This is a genomic window from Novosphingobium sp. 550D, from assembly GCF_057401885.1.
In genome coordinates, this window is the sequence record NZ_CM171613.1 from 3,593,531 (window position 1) to 3,609,260 (window position 15,730).

Below are 15,730 nucleotides of genomic sequence, written 5' to 3' on the forward strand. Positions count from 1 at the left end.
ACACGCCATGATGAGATGACAAGAGGAGTAAGCCTGCAATGACACTCGACAAGAAGGTTTGCATCGTCACTGGCGCGGCCAGCGGCATTGGTCTGGGCATCGCCAAGCGTTATGTGGCCGAAGGCGCGCTGGTCGCGCTTGCCGACCTCAACCTTGACGCCGCCAACAAGGCCGCCGCCGAATTGAACGCGGCCGGCCCCGGACAGGCCATCGGCATCGCCATGGATGTGACCAGCGAGGATCAGGTCAACGCAGGCGTCGCGCAGGTCGTGGAAAAATGGGGCACGGTCGATGTGCTGGTGTCCAATGCGGGCATTCAGATCGTCAATCCGGTTGAAAATTTTGCCTATGCCGACTGGAAAAAGATGCTGGCCATCCATCTGGACGGCGCCTTCTTAACCAGCAAGGCCGTATTGCCCCATATGCAGAAGCAGAAGTCGGGCGCGATCATCTTCATGGGCTCGGTCCATTCCAAGGTCGCCAGCCCGCTGAAATCCGCCTATGTCACGGCCAAGCACGGCCTGATGGGTCTGTCGCGCGCGATTGCCAAGGAAAATGGCACCAAGGGCATCCGTTCCAACGTCGTTTGCCCCGGTTTCGTGCTGACACCTTTGGTGGAAAAGCAGATTCCGGAACAGGCCAAAGAGCTGAATATTTCCGAAGATGAGGTCGTGAAAAAGGTCATGCTGGGCCAGACGGTCGATGGCGAATTCACGACAATCGAAGATATCGCCGAAGTGGCGCTGTTTTTCGCCTCCTTCCCCACCAATGCGCTTACGGGCCAGTCCCTAATTGCCAGCCATGGTTGGGTGATGGAGTAACACTCCCGGTAAACCGTACGTTTTTGGCAAGATGCGCCATCGGCTTTGGCCCGGAATTCTGGTCCAAAGCCGATGCGTTTCTATTTCATGCCTTTTGCCGATCATGCCAATCTGGCGCCAAGAGATGGTTAACAAAAACCAGATCGACAGGGCAGGCCCGGCACTCCCCAAACCTGCCAACATCTCCCATCCCTTTCCATAGGGGGATAAGATGTCCAAGCGTAGAGGCGGAAAAGGCACCTATCGCAACACTCCCGGTCCGGGCCCATCCCGCAGGAGATCGCAAAACCCACCCAGTTTTCCAAAGGGGCTGGTGCCCCCACCTAGGATCGGGGTGACCATCACCAGCGTCCCCATGCCCAAAATGGCCCGCGCCAAAAAGACCAACGGGCGGCGGCACAGGCATGTCCAGCCCCACCCTGTCATACACCTGCCGCAGGTTGCGACGATGGAGGCAGCAGAGGTACCAGCCATCCCGCTGCCATCTGTTCACGAACCTTTGGTTTGCAACGAACCGCCACCGATCATGGCGGCGCCAGTCCGTCCTGAACCGGAAGGCCCATTGCCGCGTAACCAGTCGCTCGCCAAACCAACGGTCGGGTTGGTCGCCGCGATTGGTGAATGGCTCAACAGTTTTGGCCGCATGGTGGCGGCGGGCTTTATCGTGAAGAAGAAACGGGGCCCCCTGCCCCGTCCACCGCGTAGCCTTATTCGCAGCGAAGTGGCGGAACCCTCCATGCGCGAACGCACGGAGATGGCGCAATTGCGCGCCGAGAACCGCCGGTTGCGCGCCCAGCTCGACGCATTGAGCCATGTCCAACGCAGGATGGAACGCGCCGATTGACCCTTATGCGGTCAGGTGAGCGACCAGCGCCTTGACCTTTTTCTGACGCCATTGGGGCAGCGGCGCGACCAGCCAATAGGCCTTGCGCGCCGGTTCGGGTTCGCCAAAGCCGGGAATGCGGCCCAGATCGCGCCACCCTTGCGCCAACAGCAAGGGTACGCGGGCGCGGCCAAGCCCGGCGGCAGCAGCGGCAATCGCCTGTCCCGCGTCGCCCACATGCAGGCCCGCCTCGATCCCGTCACCGGCCGGATTGGGGTCACAAGGCCAAGCGATCCATTCGCCATCACCCACGACGGTCTGCTGCGCTTCGCCAATCGCCACGCCTTCCAGATCACCCGGACCTTCGGACAGGCGCAGCGCCAGATCGAGATTGGCCTCGGTGAAATCGGTGGCGTCGCCATCGACCAGAACGACGCGGATGTCGGGATTGGCGGCCCGGAACGCGGCCAGACGCGGGGCCAGCCATGCCGCGAAAATATCACGCGGGGCGGCAATCGTATAAACATGCGAGGATTGCCCCGCCTGCATCGCCTGCACCGCATCTTCAAATTGCAGGAAACCGGCGCGCAAAGGCTCCAGCCCCGCCTGCGCCTCGTCGGTCAGTTCCAGCCCCTTGGTCGTGCGGCGGAACAGGACAACGCCCAGCAAATCCTCGAGCGCGCGGATCTGCTGGCCCACGGCGGCGGGCGTCACGGCCAATTCGTCGGCCGCGCGGGTAAAGGACAAATGGCGGGCGGCAGCGTCAAACACGCGCAAGGCGTTGAGCGGAAGATGGGTACGCTTCATGGCGGGGGTTGTTACGCCGGGACGCGCCGACGTCAAGCGCGGTTTCAGCGATCAGCCAGCCGTAGCCGGCGCGGCCAGCGGGAAATGCGGGATCGGCACCAGAACCGAATCGCCCTGTGATCCATCACCCATAATCTCGCGAAAGGTGTAATAGCCCTCCATGCTGCCTTGCGGTGTGGCCAGCGGGCAACCCGACACATAGTCATGGCTCTGTCCGGGGTGCAGCACCGGGGTTTCGCCCACAACGCCCTCACCCTCGACCAGATTGACCGCGCCGCGCCCGTCGGTGATCCGCCAATGGCGCGTGACCAGTTGCAGGATACGATCCGAGTCGTTCTCAATCCGGATATGATAGACCCAGAACCACTTGCCCGCCTCAATCCGCGATTGTTCGGGCAGGAAGTTAACGGCCACCCGCACGGTCACGCCATGGGTGGTGGCGGCGTGCTGGAACAGTTCCTTGATGAAGGATCGGTCTGACATATGCGCAAAGTAGCGCTGCTTTTGTCGCTTCGCAACGGGCCTTTGGGGTCATTTGCGCCGGTTCCGAGCATCGGTCCGTCGCAAATTTGCCAAGCTCATTATTGCAACTCACTCGCAATAGCGTTAAATGGTGGTTCAACGCTCAGGAGTTTCCCCATGAACGAACCGCATCTGGCCCGCATCCTCCCTCATGCCGTGCCGCAGGATGGCGTCACACGCGCCGTTCTGGTGGCGATGCGCCGCATGGCGATCCACGGATTGCACGATGCCTATGTAACGATGTTGATGCTGGAACATTTCGGCCTGCATTTCCGCAAGCCCTTGGTGCTGATGCGGGCCTTGTTGATGGAGGTGTCGCAAACCACGCGACAACCGATCCAAATTGCACCTTGTTGTGCGCCCCGCATGACGCCTGCGGAAAATTCGCTGCTGCGCGCCATGGCCTGCGCGGCGCAGGATCCGGCGCAGGCGGGCGAGCATTTGCGCGAATTGACCGATGCGCCCGCCATCGAAGGCTTGCTGGCCACCACCCGCGTGCTGGCCAGCGCGTTTGTCGATTCAGGACGCGTCCTGAGCCTTGATTAAAGCCCGATGGCCTTAAGGGCGCCGTCGAGGTCTTCCTTGAGGTCTTCGAGATCTTCCAGACCGACGCTGATGCGGACCATGCCCTCGGTCACGCCCATCGCTGCGCGCGTTTCGGGCGAGATCGAGGAATGGGTCGTGCTGGCCGGGTGGGTCATCAGCGATTTGGTATCGCCGATATTGTTCGAAATATCGATCAGTTGCAGCGCGTTAAGCAGCTTCATCGCCGCCTCGCGCCCGCCATCGACCTCGAACGAGAAGATCGAACCGGCACCATACATCTGCTTTTTGACCAGATAGTGCTGGGGATGGCTTTCCAATCCGGGGTGCAGCACCCGCGGCAAACGCGCCTCCAGCCAGCGGCCCAGTTCCAGCGCCGCATCGCTCTGTGCCTTGGCACGCAGTTCGAGCGTTTCCAGCCCCTTGAGCACAACCCAAGCGTTGAAGGGCGAGAGCACATTGCCGGTGTTGCGCGTATAAGGATGCAGCACCGTGTTGATGAAATTGGCGTCGCCCGCCACCGCGCCCGCCAGCGTCCGACCCGAACCATCCATCAGCTTGGTCGCGGCATAGGCCACCACATCGGCGCCGTGATCCAAAGGCCGCTGCAAAGCGACGCTGGCAAAGGCATTGTCCACCACCACGCGAATGCCGCGCGCATGGGCAATCTTCGACACTTCGGCAATATCGACCAGATCCATCGTCGGATTGGCCGGGGTTTCAAAGAAAAACAGCTTGGTATTGTCGCGAATGGCGTCCTGCCACTGATTGAGGTCGCGCCCGTCGATGGCGGTGACCTCGATACCGAAACGCGGCAACAGATTGTCCGTCACCCAGCGGGTGGGGCCAAAGGCAGCCTTGGCGATGACCATATGGTCGCCCGCCGAAAGCTGGCACAGCAATACGCTCGACATCGCGCCCATGCCGCTGGCCTGACAACGGCATGCCTCGGCCCCTTCCATCAGGGCGATGCGTTCCTCCAGCATCTGCACGCTGGGGTTCGACGTGCGCGAATAGGTCATTCCGGGAATCTTGCCCGCGAAACGGTCGGCCACGGTTTCGGCGCTGTCATAGGCAAAGCCAGAGGTCATATAGATGGCCTCGGACGTTTCGCCCTGTTCGCTGCGCCATGTGCCGCCGCGCACGGCCTGCGTCGCGCTGCGCCAGTTGCGGGTGATCTTGCGATCCTGTCCAGTGTCCCTTTTCATGGGGCCTTGCTCTAGAACCGGCACGGCGCAAGAGCAAGGGTATCCAGCGCAAGGCCGGTTGCGCCCGTATGAACAGCGATCTAGCCTGCGGCAATGTTTGCAAAACCGCAGTCCGACCCGTGGGCATTTCAGATCCTTGTCACGCTGCTGTTTGCCGGGCTGGTCTTTTTTCGCCTGACCATTCCGTCGCATCTTTATTTTGACGAAATCCACTATGTCCCCGCAGCCCGCGCGATGATCGCGGGCAATCCGGCCAACCCGGAACACCCCATGCTGGGCAAGGCGATGATCGCGGCCTCGATCCGCCTGTTTGGCGATGGGCCACTGGGCTGGCGTTTGCCATCGGCGCTGTGCGGCATTGTCGGCCTGTGGGCCTTTGGCCGCGCCATGTGGCTGGCCAGCGGGCGGGCGATGGCCTCGGTGGCGGCGATGGTCCTGCTCGCCACGGATTTCGCCTGGTATGTGCAAAGCCGGATCGCGATGCTCGACATGGTGATGGCGGGGCTGGCGATGGTGGCACTGTGGATGCTGGCCGGGGCGATGGCGCATGGTGATGGCGCGCGATGGCGTGTCTGGGCCGCAGGGGTTGCCTTGGGCCTCAGCCTTGGCGCCAAGTGGAGCGTCTTGCCGGTGTGGATTGTCGTGGCGGGGTTGGCGATGGCCGCGCGGGGGTGGGCTTGGGCGGCGGGCCATCGCCCCATCGTGCCGGCTTTGCGGTCGCGCGAATTGTTCGGCGCGCTGATCCTGATGCCGATGCTGGTCTATTGGTTGACGTTCCTGCCCGGATTCCTGACCCTGCGCGATGCGGTGCCGGTGCTCGATCCGGTGGGGTGGCATCGCCATATGCTGGAATTGCAGAGCAGCGTGACCAAGCACCACCCCTATCAAAGCGTGTGGAGCCAGTGGATCATCAACTGGCGGGCGATCTGGTATCTGTATGAAGTGACCGATGGGGCGCAGCGCGGCGTCATGCTGATCGGCAATCCGTTTACGATGATTGCGGGGCTGGTGGCGCTGGTCTGGGCGGCGTGGAATGGGCTGATGCGCGGCGCTTGGCTGCCGCTGGTTCTGGTCGCGCTTTATGCCGGATCACTGGGCCTGTGGATCGTGGGGAACAAACCGGTCCAGTTCTATTACCACTATCTTTTGCCCGGCACCTTTATGATGGGGGCGCTGGGGCTGGTGGTTGATGATTTCTGGTGCGCGCGGGGGCAACGCTGGCGACGCGAGGCGATCGGCATGTTGGTGCTGTCGCTGGGCGTCTTTTCCTGGTTCTTCCCCATCCTCTCGGCCGCAACGCTGCACAAAGGCGTTGCCAGTTTCGAGGACTGGATGTGGCTGGCCAGTTGGCGGTGATGATTTGAAAATTCGCCGAAAGAGGTGAATTTCATACGGCACCAGCCTTCTCCCCCGGCCCTGCCACCCAAGAGTTTACTCGATTGAGTGTCAGGGCCGGAGAATAGGGCCGTGTGATCAATTGCCGTATTTGCCCCAGACGAACTTGTTCGACAGCGCAAAATTCCACACCGACGCCAGCACGATGCCCACCAGCACCGCGACCACGTCGTGGATATGCATACGCTTCAACGCCGCGGTCGAGCCAATATTGGTCAACAGACCCAGCGAGCAGGTCAGCGCGAATTGCGCCCAACCCTTGCACAGCGGCCAGAACCCGCGCAAACGCTTGTCGGCATAGGTCAGTTCATTGTTCAGCACGAAGTTGAACGTCATCGCAACAACAGCGGCAAGCGTATTGGCAATATTGAAGGTCGTCTCATCGCTCGACCAATGGCCATAGACGAAGCGTTCGCCCAGAACGACGCTGAGCATCAGCCAGAGCATGGCGAATTGTACCACCACGCCTAGCGCCCCCACCGTGCCGAACAGCGCGAACCGGGTCGGGATGATGCGGCCAAGCCACTTGTCGTAAAGACCGATCAGAAATTCAAACACAACCGTCCGATCCAGCTTGCTTTCACCATCCGCGCGGGCGGCAAAGTCCAGGGGGAATTCCTTAACCCGCAGCGGCGTATCAACCGTCGCGAGAATGTCGAGCAGGATCTTGAAACCCACACCCGAAAGCCGATGCGCGTCACAGCGCAAAGTGGCCGTGGGCAGCATGAAATAGCCGCTCATCGGGTCTGACAGGTCAACGCCCGTCACCTTGCGCGCAATGGCATTGGCAAAGCCGCTGGCCTTGACGCGGTCGGGGCGGCCCCATGCCTCGGTGCTGGCACCTTCGGCAAAACGGCTGGCATAGGCCAGATCATATTCGCCCGATTCAATCGCGGCCAACATGCCCGGCAGCAATTTGGGATCGTGCTGATGATCGGCGTCCATCACCGCGACAATCGGCGCGGCGGTGGCGCACATACCCTCGATCGCGGCGCTGGCCAGACCGCGGCGGCCAATGCGCTGGATACAACGGATACGCGGATCTTCCAGCGCGATGGCGCGCGCCTCGTCGGCGGTGCCGTCGCGACTGTTGTCATCGACGAAAATAGCCTCCCACGTGATGCCCTTCAACGCGGCGTCAAGCCGCGCGACCAGAGGGCGCAGATTACCCCTCTCGTTCAGCGTGGGCATTACGATGGCAAGTTGCAAAGTCTGACTCATAATTCCTGAAGCTTTAAAAGCCGAACGATCAGGCGGAGCCCCCGCTCTCGCCCATTCGGCATGTTGCCGGGTACATCGCCCCCCGGAAAACCTGATCCAATTGCGCCCAAACCTTGTTCAAAACATGGCAAGGGCGCAATTGTCCAAATTTAAAGCCTCTCGAGAACCGCATCACCAATCGCGCTGGTCGATGCGTCGCCGCCCAGATCGCCGCCGCGAATGCCGTCGGCCAGCGTCTTGGCCACCGCCGCTTCAATCCGCGCAGCTTCCGCCTCCAGCCCCAGCGAGTGGCGCAACAGCATAGCCGCCGACAGGATCGTCGCCATCGGGTTGGCCTTGTTCTGGCCCGCAATGTCCGGGGCGCTGCCATGGATGGGTTCATACAAGCCGACGGTGCCATATTCGGTCTGACGCGTACCCAGCGAGGCCGAGGCGAGCAGGCCGATCGAACCCACGCACATGCTGGCCTGATCCGACAGGATATCGCCGAACAGATTGCCGGTGACGATCACGTCGAACTGACCCGGCGATTTCACCAACTGCATCGCGGCATTGTCGACATACATGTGCGACAGTTCAATGTCGGGATATTCGGCCGAAACCTCGATCACCACATCGCGCCACAACTGGCTGGTTTCCAGCACATTGGCCTTGTCCACGCTGCACAGCTTGCCCTTGCGGCCCTGCGCGGCCTTGAAACCGGCGTGGGCGATGCGGCGCACTTCATCCTCGGCATAGGACATCATGTCCCAGCCCTGACGGCGGCCATCCTCAAGGGTGCGCATGCCCTTTTCGCCGAAATAGACGTCGCCGTTCAACTCGCGCACGATCAAGAGGTCGATCTGGCTGGCCACTTCGGGACGCAGCGCCGAAAAACCTTCAAGGCCGGGGAAGAGCGTGGCGGGGCGCAGATTGGCGAACAGCGAAAGTTCCTTGCGCAGGCCCAGAATGGCCTGCTCCGGGCGCAGCGCGCGCTCCAGATGGTCGCAGGAAAAATCGCCCACCGCGCCAAACAGGATACCATCCACGCTGCGCGCAATGTCTTTGGTCGCTTCGGGCAGAGGGTGACTATGCTTATAGTAAGCCGCGCCGCCCACGTCGCCTTCGACCATTTCAAGACCGGCAATCGCCAGCTTGTCCAAAACGCGCACGGCCTGTGCCGTCACTTCGGGGCCGATACCGTCACCGGCGAAAACCGCAATCTTCATGGCTCTACCTCTTTCAAGCTGCCATGCGCCCCAGACGCTGGCGCAATATATCGCGCGCCCCCATAACATCGCCGCGCCGATCGGCAAGCAGATAGCGCGAAAGTGCAAGGCCGAGCGCATCGAAACGGGCCAAAACCGCATCCCATGCGCCGCCATCCAGCATGCGTTGGCCATCCGTCCCCGCGCCAAACCGCTCGCCATAGCCCAATTCGCGCAGCAATAGCGCCTCATAGGCCAACAGCGCCGGCGCCCATCCCCGCGCCGATGGAGCGTGACATATGGCGTCGAGCAAAGCCCGCATCGCATCGTACAGCGCAGGATAGGCATGACGTTCAGGCAAGGATGTCGCCGACAATGCCGTAACCCAGCCAATCGCCGCCGCAGGCAGAGGTTCGGTCAGGAAAGGCGCGCGGCTGACCGCCAATTCTACCTTGGCGGCGGGCATCTGGGACGCGATCCGGGCGCGCAGATCCACGGCCAGCTCATTGCCCGGGATCAGTACCGGGCGCAATTCACGCCCCCGCCCCCCCGCGACATAGGTCGCCACAATCCCGTGATCGGCGGTCAGCAGGCGCGCAATGACGCCCACCTCTCCATGCGGGCGGGCGGAACATAAAATGGCATGGGCGCGAATATGCATCGCGCCGGGCTAGAGCAAAATCCCGCCCCACGCAAAACATGGCCTTCTGTTCATCTGCCCGCAATCTTTTAACGGGCAGGCATGCTATGGGGAGGGCTTCGCATTGGTCCGGGATGAAATATGCGCAACAGATTGACTTTGATGGCCGCGGCGCTCTTGGTCGCGCCCTTGATGGCTGCTTCACCCGCCATGGCCCAAATGGGCGGCATGGGGGGAATGGGCGGCATGGGCGGCGGTGGCATGGGTGGCATGGGCGGTGGCGGCGGCCGTCGCGGCGGTGACATCGGCGGCCCCGGCGACATGAGCCCCCCGCGTGGCGGCCCCAAGGACATGAAGCCCATCGCGCTCAAGAAATATGAGGCGGCGGTGGAATCCATGTTCCGCGTGGCGGACGCCAACAAAGATGGCATGGTCACCATGGCCGAATTTGAAAGCGTGATTACGGGCCGCCGCAACGCGCTGATCCACAAACGCTTTGTCGAGGTGGACGCCAACCACGACGGTCGCATTGACGAGGCCGAATTCATCGCATGGGAAAGCCGCAAGAGCAGCGCGGAAATCGCCGAGGATGGCGGTGAATTCGCCGAAATCGTGCCCGACGCCATCTTCCCCGATCTGGGCGAAGGCGAGCGCGACATGGCGCTGCGCATGGCGGTCGAACCGTTGGGGCCGGTGGCAATTGCCAAAGCCAATGTCGATTATGACGCCGGGATCAGCCTTGCCGAATTGCAGGCCTATGAACGCGCCCGTTTCGACAAGGCCGACACCAACAAGGACCTGTTCCTGAGCCGCGAGGAAATCGAGGCGATGCGCGGCGGTCGCGGCGGCGGGATGCCTCCGATGGGCGGCGGGCGTCGCGGCGGCGGACAAGATGGCCCTCCGCCGGGCGGAATGCCCCCAATGGGCGGCGGCAATTAAATCCGATCAGGCGCCGGGAGGGAAACCTTCCGGCGTTTATCGCTTAAAGGGTAATGCCCGACGCTCGACCAGCGATCGCCACAGCCATTCCAGCGGACCTTGCCGATAATGCGCCAGCCAAGGCGCACTCAACCCCAGCATCGCGGCCCAGACCAGCAGAACGAGGCCCATTTGCCCGGCATGATCGATCCTGCCAAACAGCCCCGCCCCCCATCCATAGAAAAGCGCCGCCAGCACGACACTGGTCGCAATGTAATTGGTAAAGGCCATTTGCCCCGCCGCCACCAGACGTGCGCCCAACCAGCCGCGCAACAAGGAAGGCGCGGCCAGCAGGATCAGCGCATAATAGGCCAAAGCCATCAACACATGTTGCAGCGCAGCCCAATTGGCCATCAATTCACCCATGGCCACAGGCGGATAATGGCGCGCCCATGCCCATTGCGTCATCCCCGCCGCCATCGGCAGTCCAAGGCCCAACCCCACCACCGCCACGATCCACAACATCCGCCGCGAAACCAAACCCTGCGCAAAGCCGGTGCGATACAGAACCATGCCGATCAGCATCAGGGGCAAAGTCTCCCCAAAACTGGCGAACAGCATGACCAAAGGCCAGCCCGGCGCGTGGACCAGCTTGTCATGCGCCATGGCGACAAAGCCCATTTGCGCCTGCGCCACATCGCCGCGCATCATCACCATACTATCGCCGAGCGCGGTTTTCAGGCCGGAGGCTTCAGCCGCCGTGGCCACGCCCAAACGCACATGATCTTCGGCCAGAACCATCGGCCAACCGCCCAGACCACCCATCACCGCCCAGAGCAGATAGCCCGCCAGCGCGCCGATCAACAGCGCCCGGTTCGAAAACACGCATAGCCCCAGCGCAATAAAGCCGCAGGCCGCATAGAGGAACAGAATATCCCCCCACCACAGCAGCACATAATGCAGATAACCAAACAGCAGCAGCCACCCCAGCCGCCGCGCCTGAAGCACCAGCCCGTTGCGCCCCGCACTTTCCGCCCTTTCGATGAACAGCAGCATCGAGGCGCCGAACATCATCGTGAAGATCGCCCGCATCTTGCCTTCGAACAGGACAAGGATCGCGGCAAAGACCGCCTCGTCCAAGCCTGAGGCCGGCGCATAGGCAAAGCCCGCGCCCTGCGCGATCAGCAGCGTCGGCGTCAAGGTGGCCAAACGCGGCCCAGCAAAGCCCGCGATATTGACCGCGACAATACCCAGAACCGCAAAACCGCGAACCAGATCCAGCGTGGCGATGCGCTCGCGGCTAACTTGCGTCAAATGTTCAGTCCTTGACCACCATGCAGCCAAGCCCCGCGCCCGACAGCTTGCGACAAGCCGCCTGCGCGCCCTCTTCGCTGTAACCGCTGGCCAACAGACGCGTGACCTTGCCAGTGGGCACATTCACGCGCGGGTGACCGGAGATTTCGGGCATGGACTTGACCTTGGCCCACAGCGCGTCGGCATTGCCCGCCACGCCGAATGCGCCCAATTGCAATTTATACGGCCCACCAACCGGGGTTGCCTTGGGCGCAGTCGGCTTGGGCGCAGGCACAGGCTTGGGCGGCGGGGCCATCGTGGCAACCGGCGCCGGAGCGGACCGCGCCTGAACCGCCATGGCCGTGCGCGGCATGGGTGCCGGCGGCAATCCGACGGGCGCGGCGACACTGGCACGCGGGACCGGTTCACGTTGGGCCAATTCGCGTTGCGCCAATTCGCGGGGCGCCAATTCACGAAATGCCGGTTCACGCGGCGTCGGTTCACGGGGAACAGGCGGCGTCATCGCCCCGGCCATGCCCGTCGGCATGGGACGCGCGGCCACCGGGCGCGTCGGCGCGGGGCCGGTCACCGGCGTATTGGGCGTGCCCAGATCGGCGGCGGCAAACTGGCGCTGGCGATTGGCCTCGACCTGCGCGGCCAATTCGGTGGCCAGCGAAATCGCGCGCTGGCGATCCTCGATCGGCACATATTTGTCCATCTCGGCCAGCGCAGCCTTGGCCTGGGGCAGCCCCGGCGCGCCCGATGTCGGCTGTGCGGCCAGGCTTTCCAGCGCATAGGCCCGCACCCAATCCTTGTTCACCACGTCGGCGTTGAAATAGGCCAGACCTAGCAGATATTGCGAACGCGGATCGCCCCGGTCCGATGCGGCGCGGATATAGGGCAAGGCGGCGGCATGCTGGCCTCGCTGAAACAGCAGCAGACCGTAATTGTCGCCCGCCTGAAGATGGCCCTGCGATGCCGCCTTGGCATAAAGCATTTCGGCGCGGGTCAGGTCCTGCGGCACCCCGCGGCCCAGCTTATAGGCCTGCGCCAGATTGAATTGCGCATCGGCATCGCCCTTGTCGGACAAGGGTTGCCATTCGCGCACGGCGGCCGGAAAATCGCCACGGGTCCACGCATCGACCCCCGCCTTTACATCGGCCAGCGCCGGGGCGGCAAAGGTTGCAGCCATCACACCCGCCGCCAGCAAACCCTTACGCATCAGAGAGAAACCCATCGTCCGATCCCCTTGGCAACGCATCACGCGCCACCCACGCCTATCCAATGGCCTCTTTGCACAAATTGGCATCGCCTGCCAGCCTGCACCCCGTTGGCCCACTTATGCTTACCACCGAGGTTACTACCTTCTCGTTAACTCAAATTTAGGAACGATCTGCCAGTATTTTCCCCAGAAATCCCACCATGAGGTCGGGATGCGCGGGGCACATAGCCACATGAAAAGATTGCCTTTTCACCTTTGGCACACCGCCACGGATGGCCCTGCGCGCCCGAGTCCCATTCAGGAGCCGACCATGATCGCGCGCCGTCCGCTTGCTCTTCACACCGCTGCTGCCCCGCTCTCGCTGGCTCTGGCCCTGATGGCCGGCACGCTGGCCCAACCGGCCATGGCCCGCACCAAGGTCAAACCGCAGGCGGTCGAAACCGCTCTGGCCAAGGGTCAGGGGGAAAAGGGCATCGATCTGGCCGAATCGGCGGTGGCCCAATCGCCGCGCGAATCCTCGCTGCGGGCCACGCTGGGCCGCGCCTATCTGAAAAATGGACGGTTCCAATCGGCGGCGACCGCGCTGTCCGATGCGGTATCGCTGGGCGACAATTCGGGCCGCACCTTGCTGGCCCTTGCCCTGTCCCAGATCGGCAGCGGGCAGAATGACGCCGCGCTGCGCACGCTGGAAATGGGCAATAACGTGATTCCCGTGGCCGACCTTGGCCTTGCGCTGGCTCTGGCCGGCGAAGCGGACAAGGGTTCGGTCCTGCTGGCCGACGCCCTGCGCGCCGGGGACAAGAGCGACAAGCTGCGCGCCAATCTGGGCTATGCCTATGCGCTGGCGGGCCGATGGACCGAGGCGCGCACGATCGTGGCCATGGACCTGCCCGCCGACAAGGTGGACGAGCGGATGACCGAATGGGCCGCCATCGCCCGCCCCGAAGCCAGCCGTCAGCGCGTAGCCAGCCTTTTGGGCGTAGGCATGGCCGATGATGCGGGCCAACCAATGCAACTGGCGCTGAATAAGGGCGAGAGCCCGGTGCAGATGGCCTCGGCCGAGCCCGCCCCGATGAGCGCCCCAGTGGTGGCGGCCGCAGCGCCTGCCGCGCCTGCGCCAGAATTGCCGGTCAGCCAGTGGTCCGCCCGCGAACTGCAAAGCCATGATCCCGCGCCCCAGCAGGCCGAATTGCCCGCCATTGCGCAGAGCGAAGCGGTAACGCCCCCCGCCCCGGTTTTCCACGCCATCGCCACGCCCATGCCCGCGCCGCGCGCCGCCGTGATGGCGACGCAAAGCCCTCGCGCCAAGGCCAAGCCTTCAGCGGTCAAGATGGCCTCGGCCAAGCCCGCCAAGGTTGGCGAACCGCGCGGCGCCTCTGGCACGCATGTCATGCAATTGGGCGCGTTTCTGTCGGAAAAGAACGCCTTGCGCGCCAAGAAGGCTTTCCTCGCCCGTGAAAAGTCCTTTGCCGACGCCGATGTGGCCATCACCAAGGCGACGGTCGATCAACGCCAGTTCTGGCGCGTATCGGTCAATGGGTTAAGCGCCAACACCGCGTCGAACAAATGCGCCACCATCCGCAAGAGCGGCGGGGCCTGTTTTGCCCATTCCGGCAATCTGGCCCAATCGGCGGTTCTGGCCATGGTCACGCCCAAGCGCTGATCCGGCCTGCTCCACACAGCAAAAAGGGCTGCTCCCCACCGGGAACAGCCCTTTTTTGTTGGCCGGAAAGAAGCGCTTACTTCTTGGGCGCAAACGGGTTTTTCGGCATACGCAGCGTCAGGCGCACCGGCACTGCGTTAAAGCCCAGTTCGCGACGGATGCCATTGATCAGATAACGCTGATACGACATCGGCAGATCATCCAGGCGCGTACCGAACAACACGAAGCTGGGCGGACGGGTCTTGACCTGGGTGATATAGCGCAGCTTGATCCGCTTGCCACCGGGGGCCGGCGGCGGATTGGCGGCCAGTGCATCGTCGAACCAGCGGTTGAGGCCCGCGGTCGGCACGCGCTTGCTCCACGCCGCGCGCAATTCAAAGGCCGCGCTCAACATCTGATCCAGCCCCTTGCCGGTGCGGGCCGACACGCTCATCAGCGGCAGGCCGCGCACCTGCGCCAGACCATCATCCAACGCCGCCTTGATACCGTTGAACAGGCCCGAAGCATCCTCGGCCACGTCCCATTTGTTGATGGCGATCATCAACGCACGGCCTTCTTCCAGAACCATGCTGGCGATCTTGAGATCCTGATGCTCCAGCCCTCGCGTCGCGTCGAGCAGCAGCACCACCACTTCGGCAAAGTCGATGGCGCGGCGCGCGTCGGCCACGGACATACGCTCCAGCTTTTCAACCACCAGCGCCTTTTTGCGCATACCGGCGGTGTCGATCAGACGGACGGGGCGCTCCTCGCCGGTCTTGGGATCGGTCCATTGCCAATCGATGGCGATCGAATCGCGGGTGATCCCGGCCTCCGGCCCGGTCAGCAGGCGATCTTCGCCCAGCAGCGCATTGATCAGCGTCGATTTACCCGCATTCGGGCGACCGACAATCGCCAGCTTGAGCGGGGCGGCATTGACGGCTTCTTCGTCATCGGGATCAAAGGGAGCGAATTCCTCCTCTTCCTCATCCCCTTCAAAGAAAGGCAGCAGCGCCTCGAACAGGTCGCCCATGCCTTCGCCATGTTCGGCGCTGATGGCCACGGGTTCGCCCATGCCAAGGCTGAAGGCTTCGTACAAACCACCCTCACCCGCGCGCCCTTCGGCCTTGTTGGCGCAAAGGATCACCGGCACCGGCTGTTCACGCAACCAGCGGGCGATTTCCTCGTCCAGCGGGGTGATACCGGCACGCGCGTCCACCACGAACAGCGCGATATCCGCGCCATCAAGGCTGGCCTCGGTCTGGGCACGCATACGGCCCGGCAGGCTGGATGGATCATCATCCTCCCAACCGGCGGTGTCGACGATGGTAAAATCCAGGCCCAGCAGGCTCGCCTCACCAAAACGGCGGTCGCGAGTCACCCCGGGCTGGTCATCCACCAGCGCGAGCTTCTTACCCACGAGGCGGTTGAACAAAGTGGATTTGCCGACATTGGGTCGGCCAATAATGATAATCTGACGGGACATGGGCA

Annotated in this window: 15 protein-coding genes; 6 read left to right on the forward strand and 9 right to left on the reverse strand. The window is 62.9% G+C overall.

The genetic code is table 11. From position 1 onward, the window contains the following. The first annotated feature begins 38 nt into the window (after positions 1-38). Together AC2S2E_RS17035 and AC2S2E_RS17040 are read left to right on the forward strand one after the other, a co-directional pair. Positions 39-821 (forward strand): 3-hydroxybutyrate dehydrogenase, encoded by a 783-nt coding sequence (locus AC2S2E_RS17035; RefSeq protein ID WP_476104682.1) that lies wholly within the window; start codon positions 39-41, stop codon positions 819-821. A 334-nt stretch (positions 822-1,155) separates the two neighbouring features. Continuing rightward, positions 1,156-1,665 carry a hypothetical protein gene (locus AC2S2E_RS17040; protein ID WP_486523170.1) on the forward strand — a complete coding sequence of 170 codons (510 nt, stop codon included), beginning with the start codon at positions 1,156-1,158 and terminating at the stop codon, positions 1,663-1,665. Between the two features lie 3 nt (positions 1,666-1,668). Here AC2S2E_RS17040 and AC2S2E_RS17045 read toward each other — a convergent pair whose 3' ends face one another. Both AC2S2E_RS17045 and apaG read right to left on the reverse strand, forming a co-directional pair. Next, on the reverse strand, positions 1,669-2,451 hold the full coding sequence (locus tag AC2S2E_RS17045; protein WP_476104680.1) for a LysR family transcriptional regulator: 783 nt from the start codon (positions 2,449-2,451) through the stop codon (positions 1,669-1,671). A 51-nt stretch (positions 2,452-2,502) separates the two neighbouring features. After that, positions 2,503-2,916 (reverse strand): Co2+/Mg2+ efflux protein ApaG, encoded by a 414-nt coding sequence (gene apaG / locus AC2S2E_RS17050; RefSeq protein WP_476104797.1) that lies wholly within the window; start codon positions 2,914-2,916, stop codon positions 2,503-2,505. Between the two features lie 174 nt (positions 2,917-3,090). Here apaG and AC2S2E_RS17055 point away from each other — a divergent pair, with 174 nt between their 5' ends. Next, on the forward strand, positions 3,091-3,519 hold the full coding sequence (locus AC2S2E_RS17055) for a DUF6628 family protein (RefSeq protein WP_476104678.1): 429 nt from the start codon (positions 3,091-3,093) through the stop codon (positions 3,517-3,519). On the opposite strand, the gene AC2S2E_RS17060 is transcribed toward AC2S2E_RS17055, so the two are convergent. After that, positions 3,516-4,724, reverse strand: coding sequence for a trans-sulfuration enzyme family protein (locus tag AC2S2E_RS17060; protein ID WP_476104677.1), 1,209 nt, complete (start codon positions 4,722-4,724; stop codon positions 3,516-3,518). The genes AC2S2E_RS17055 and AC2S2E_RS17060 overlap by 4 nt on opposite strands. 93 nt (positions 4,725-4,817) lie before the next feature. On the opposite strand from AC2S2E_RS17060, the gene AC2S2E_RS17065 reads away from it, so the two are divergent. Beyond that, a complete protein-coding gene (locus AC2S2E_RS17065) occupies positions 4,818-6,080 on the forward strand; it encodes a phospholipid carrier-dependent glycosyltransferase (protein ID WP_486523171.1) in 1,263 nt (420 codons plus the stop codon). 117 nt (positions 6,081-6,197) lie between these two features. On the opposite strand, the gene AC2S2E_RS17070 is transcribed toward AC2S2E_RS17065, so the two are convergent. The 3 genes from AC2S2E_RS17070 to recO form a co-directional block, all read right to left on the reverse strand. Further along, positions 6,198-7,340, reverse strand: a complete 1,143-nt coding sequence (locus AC2S2E_RS17070) for a glycosyltransferase (protein WP_476104675.1) — start codon at positions 7,338-7,340, stop codon at positions 6,198-6,200. 149 nt (positions 7,341-7,489) lie between these two features. Then, positions 7,490-8,548: a 3-isopropylmalate dehydrogenase gene (gene leuB, locus AC2S2E_RS17075; RefSeq protein ID WP_486523172.1), complete on the reverse strand. Its 1,059-nt coding sequence runs from the start codon at positions 8,546-8,548 to the stop codon at positions 7,490-7,492. Between the two features lie 13 nt (positions 8,549-8,561). Further along, positions 8,562-9,188 carry a DNA repair protein RecO gene (gene recO / locus AC2S2E_RS17080; RefSeq protein WP_486523173.1) on the reverse strand — a complete coding sequence of 209 codons (627 nt, stop codon included), beginning with the start codon at positions 9,186-9,188 and terminating at the stop codon, positions 8,562-8,564. Between the two features lie 171 nt (positions 9,189-9,359). Here recO and AC2S2E_RS17085 point away from each other — a divergent pair, with 171 nt between their 5' ends. Continuing rightward, entirely contained in the window at positions 9,360-10,106 is a 747-nt protein-coding gene (locus tag AC2S2E_RS17085; protein WP_486523174.1) for an EF-hand domain-containing protein, read from the forward strand. 36 nt (positions 10,107-10,142) lie between these two features. Here AC2S2E_RS17085 and AC2S2E_RS17090 read toward each other — a convergent pair whose 3' ends face one another. Beyond that, the gene (locus AC2S2E_RS17090) at positions 10,143-11,399 is read right to left on the reverse strand and encodes a DUF418 domain-containing protein (protein WP_486523175.1); all 1,257 of its coding nucleotides are present in this window, start codon (positions 11,397-11,399) and stop codon (positions 10,143-10,145) included. Between the two features lie 4 nt (positions 11,400-11,403). Further along, the gene (locus AC2S2E_RS17095) at positions 11,404-12,600 is read right to left on the reverse strand and encodes an SPOR domain-containing protein (RefSeq protein WP_486523176.1); all 1,197 of its coding nucleotides are present in this window, start codon (positions 12,598-12,600) and stop codon (positions 11,404-11,406) included. 310 nt (positions 12,601-12,910) lie between these two features. Here AC2S2E_RS17095 and AC2S2E_RS17100 point away from each other — a divergent pair, with 310 nt between their 5' ends. Next, the gene (locus AC2S2E_RS17100) at positions 12,911-14,263 is read left to right on the forward strand and encodes an SPOR domain-containing protein (protein WP_486523177.1); all 1,353 of its coding nucleotides are present in this window, start codon (positions 12,911-12,913) and stop codon (positions 14,261-14,263) included. 76 nt (positions 14,264-14,339) lie between these two features. Here AC2S2E_RS17100 and der read toward each other — a convergent pair whose 3' ends face one another. Beyond that, positions 14,340-15,725 (reverse strand): ribosome biogenesis GTPase Der, encoded by a 1,386-nt coding sequence (gene der, locus AC2S2E_RS17105; RefSeq protein ID WP_476104666.1) that lies wholly within the window; start codon positions 15,723-15,725, stop codon positions 14,340-14,342. Positions 15,726-15,730 lie beyond the last annotated feature (5 nt).

Bases quoted from the DNA above. Each gene is read 5' to 3' on its own strand.
- AC2S2E_RS17035 (WP_476104682.1), top strand. From the start codon at position 39: ATGACACTCGACAAGAAGGTTTGCATCGTCACTGGCGCGGCCAGCGGC.
- AC2S2E_RS17045 (WP_476104680.1), bottom strand. From the start codon at position 2,451: ATGAAGCGTACCCATCTTCCGCTCAACGCCTTGCGCGTGTTTGACGCT.
- AC2S2E_RS17055 (WP_476104678.1), top strand. From the start codon at position 3,091: ATGAACGAACCGCATCTGGCCCGCATCCTCCCTCATGCCGTGCCGCAG.
- AC2S2E_RS17060 (WP_476104677.1), bottom strand. From the start codon at position 4,724: ATGAAAAGGGACACTGGACAGGATCGCAAGATCACCCGCAACTGGCGC.
- AC2S2E_RS17065 (WP_486523171.1), top strand. From the start codon at position 4,818: ATGTTTGCAAAACCGCAGTCCGACCCGTGGGCATTTCAGATCCTTGTC.
- AC2S2E_RS17070 (WP_476104675.1), bottom strand. From the start codon at position 7,340: ATGAGTCAGACTTTGCAACTTGCCATCGTAATGCCCACGCTGAACGAG.
- leuB (WP_486523172.1), bottom strand. From the start codon at position 8,548: ATGAAGATTGCGGTTTTCGCCGGTGACGGTATCGGCCCCGAAGTGACG.
- recO (WP_486523173.1), bottom strand. From the start codon at position 9,188: ATGCATATTCGCGCCCATGCCATTTTATGTTCCGCCCGCCCGCATGGA.
- AC2S2E_RS17085 (WP_486523174.1), top strand. From the start codon at position 9,360: ATGGCTGCTTCACCCGCCATGGCCCAAATGGGCGGCATGGGGGGAATG.
- AC2S2E_RS17095 (WP_486523176.1), bottom strand. From the start codon at position 12,600: ATGCGTAAGGGTTTGCTGGCGGCGGGTGTGATGGCTGCAACCTTTGCC.
- AC2S2E_RS17100 (WP_486523177.1), top strand. From the start codon at position 12,911: ATGATCGCGCGCCGTCCGCTTGCTCTTCACACCGCTGCTGCCCCGCTC.
- der (WP_476104666.1), bottom strand. From the start codon at position 15,725: ATGTCCCGTCAGATTATCATTATTGGCCGACCCAATGTCGGCAAATCC.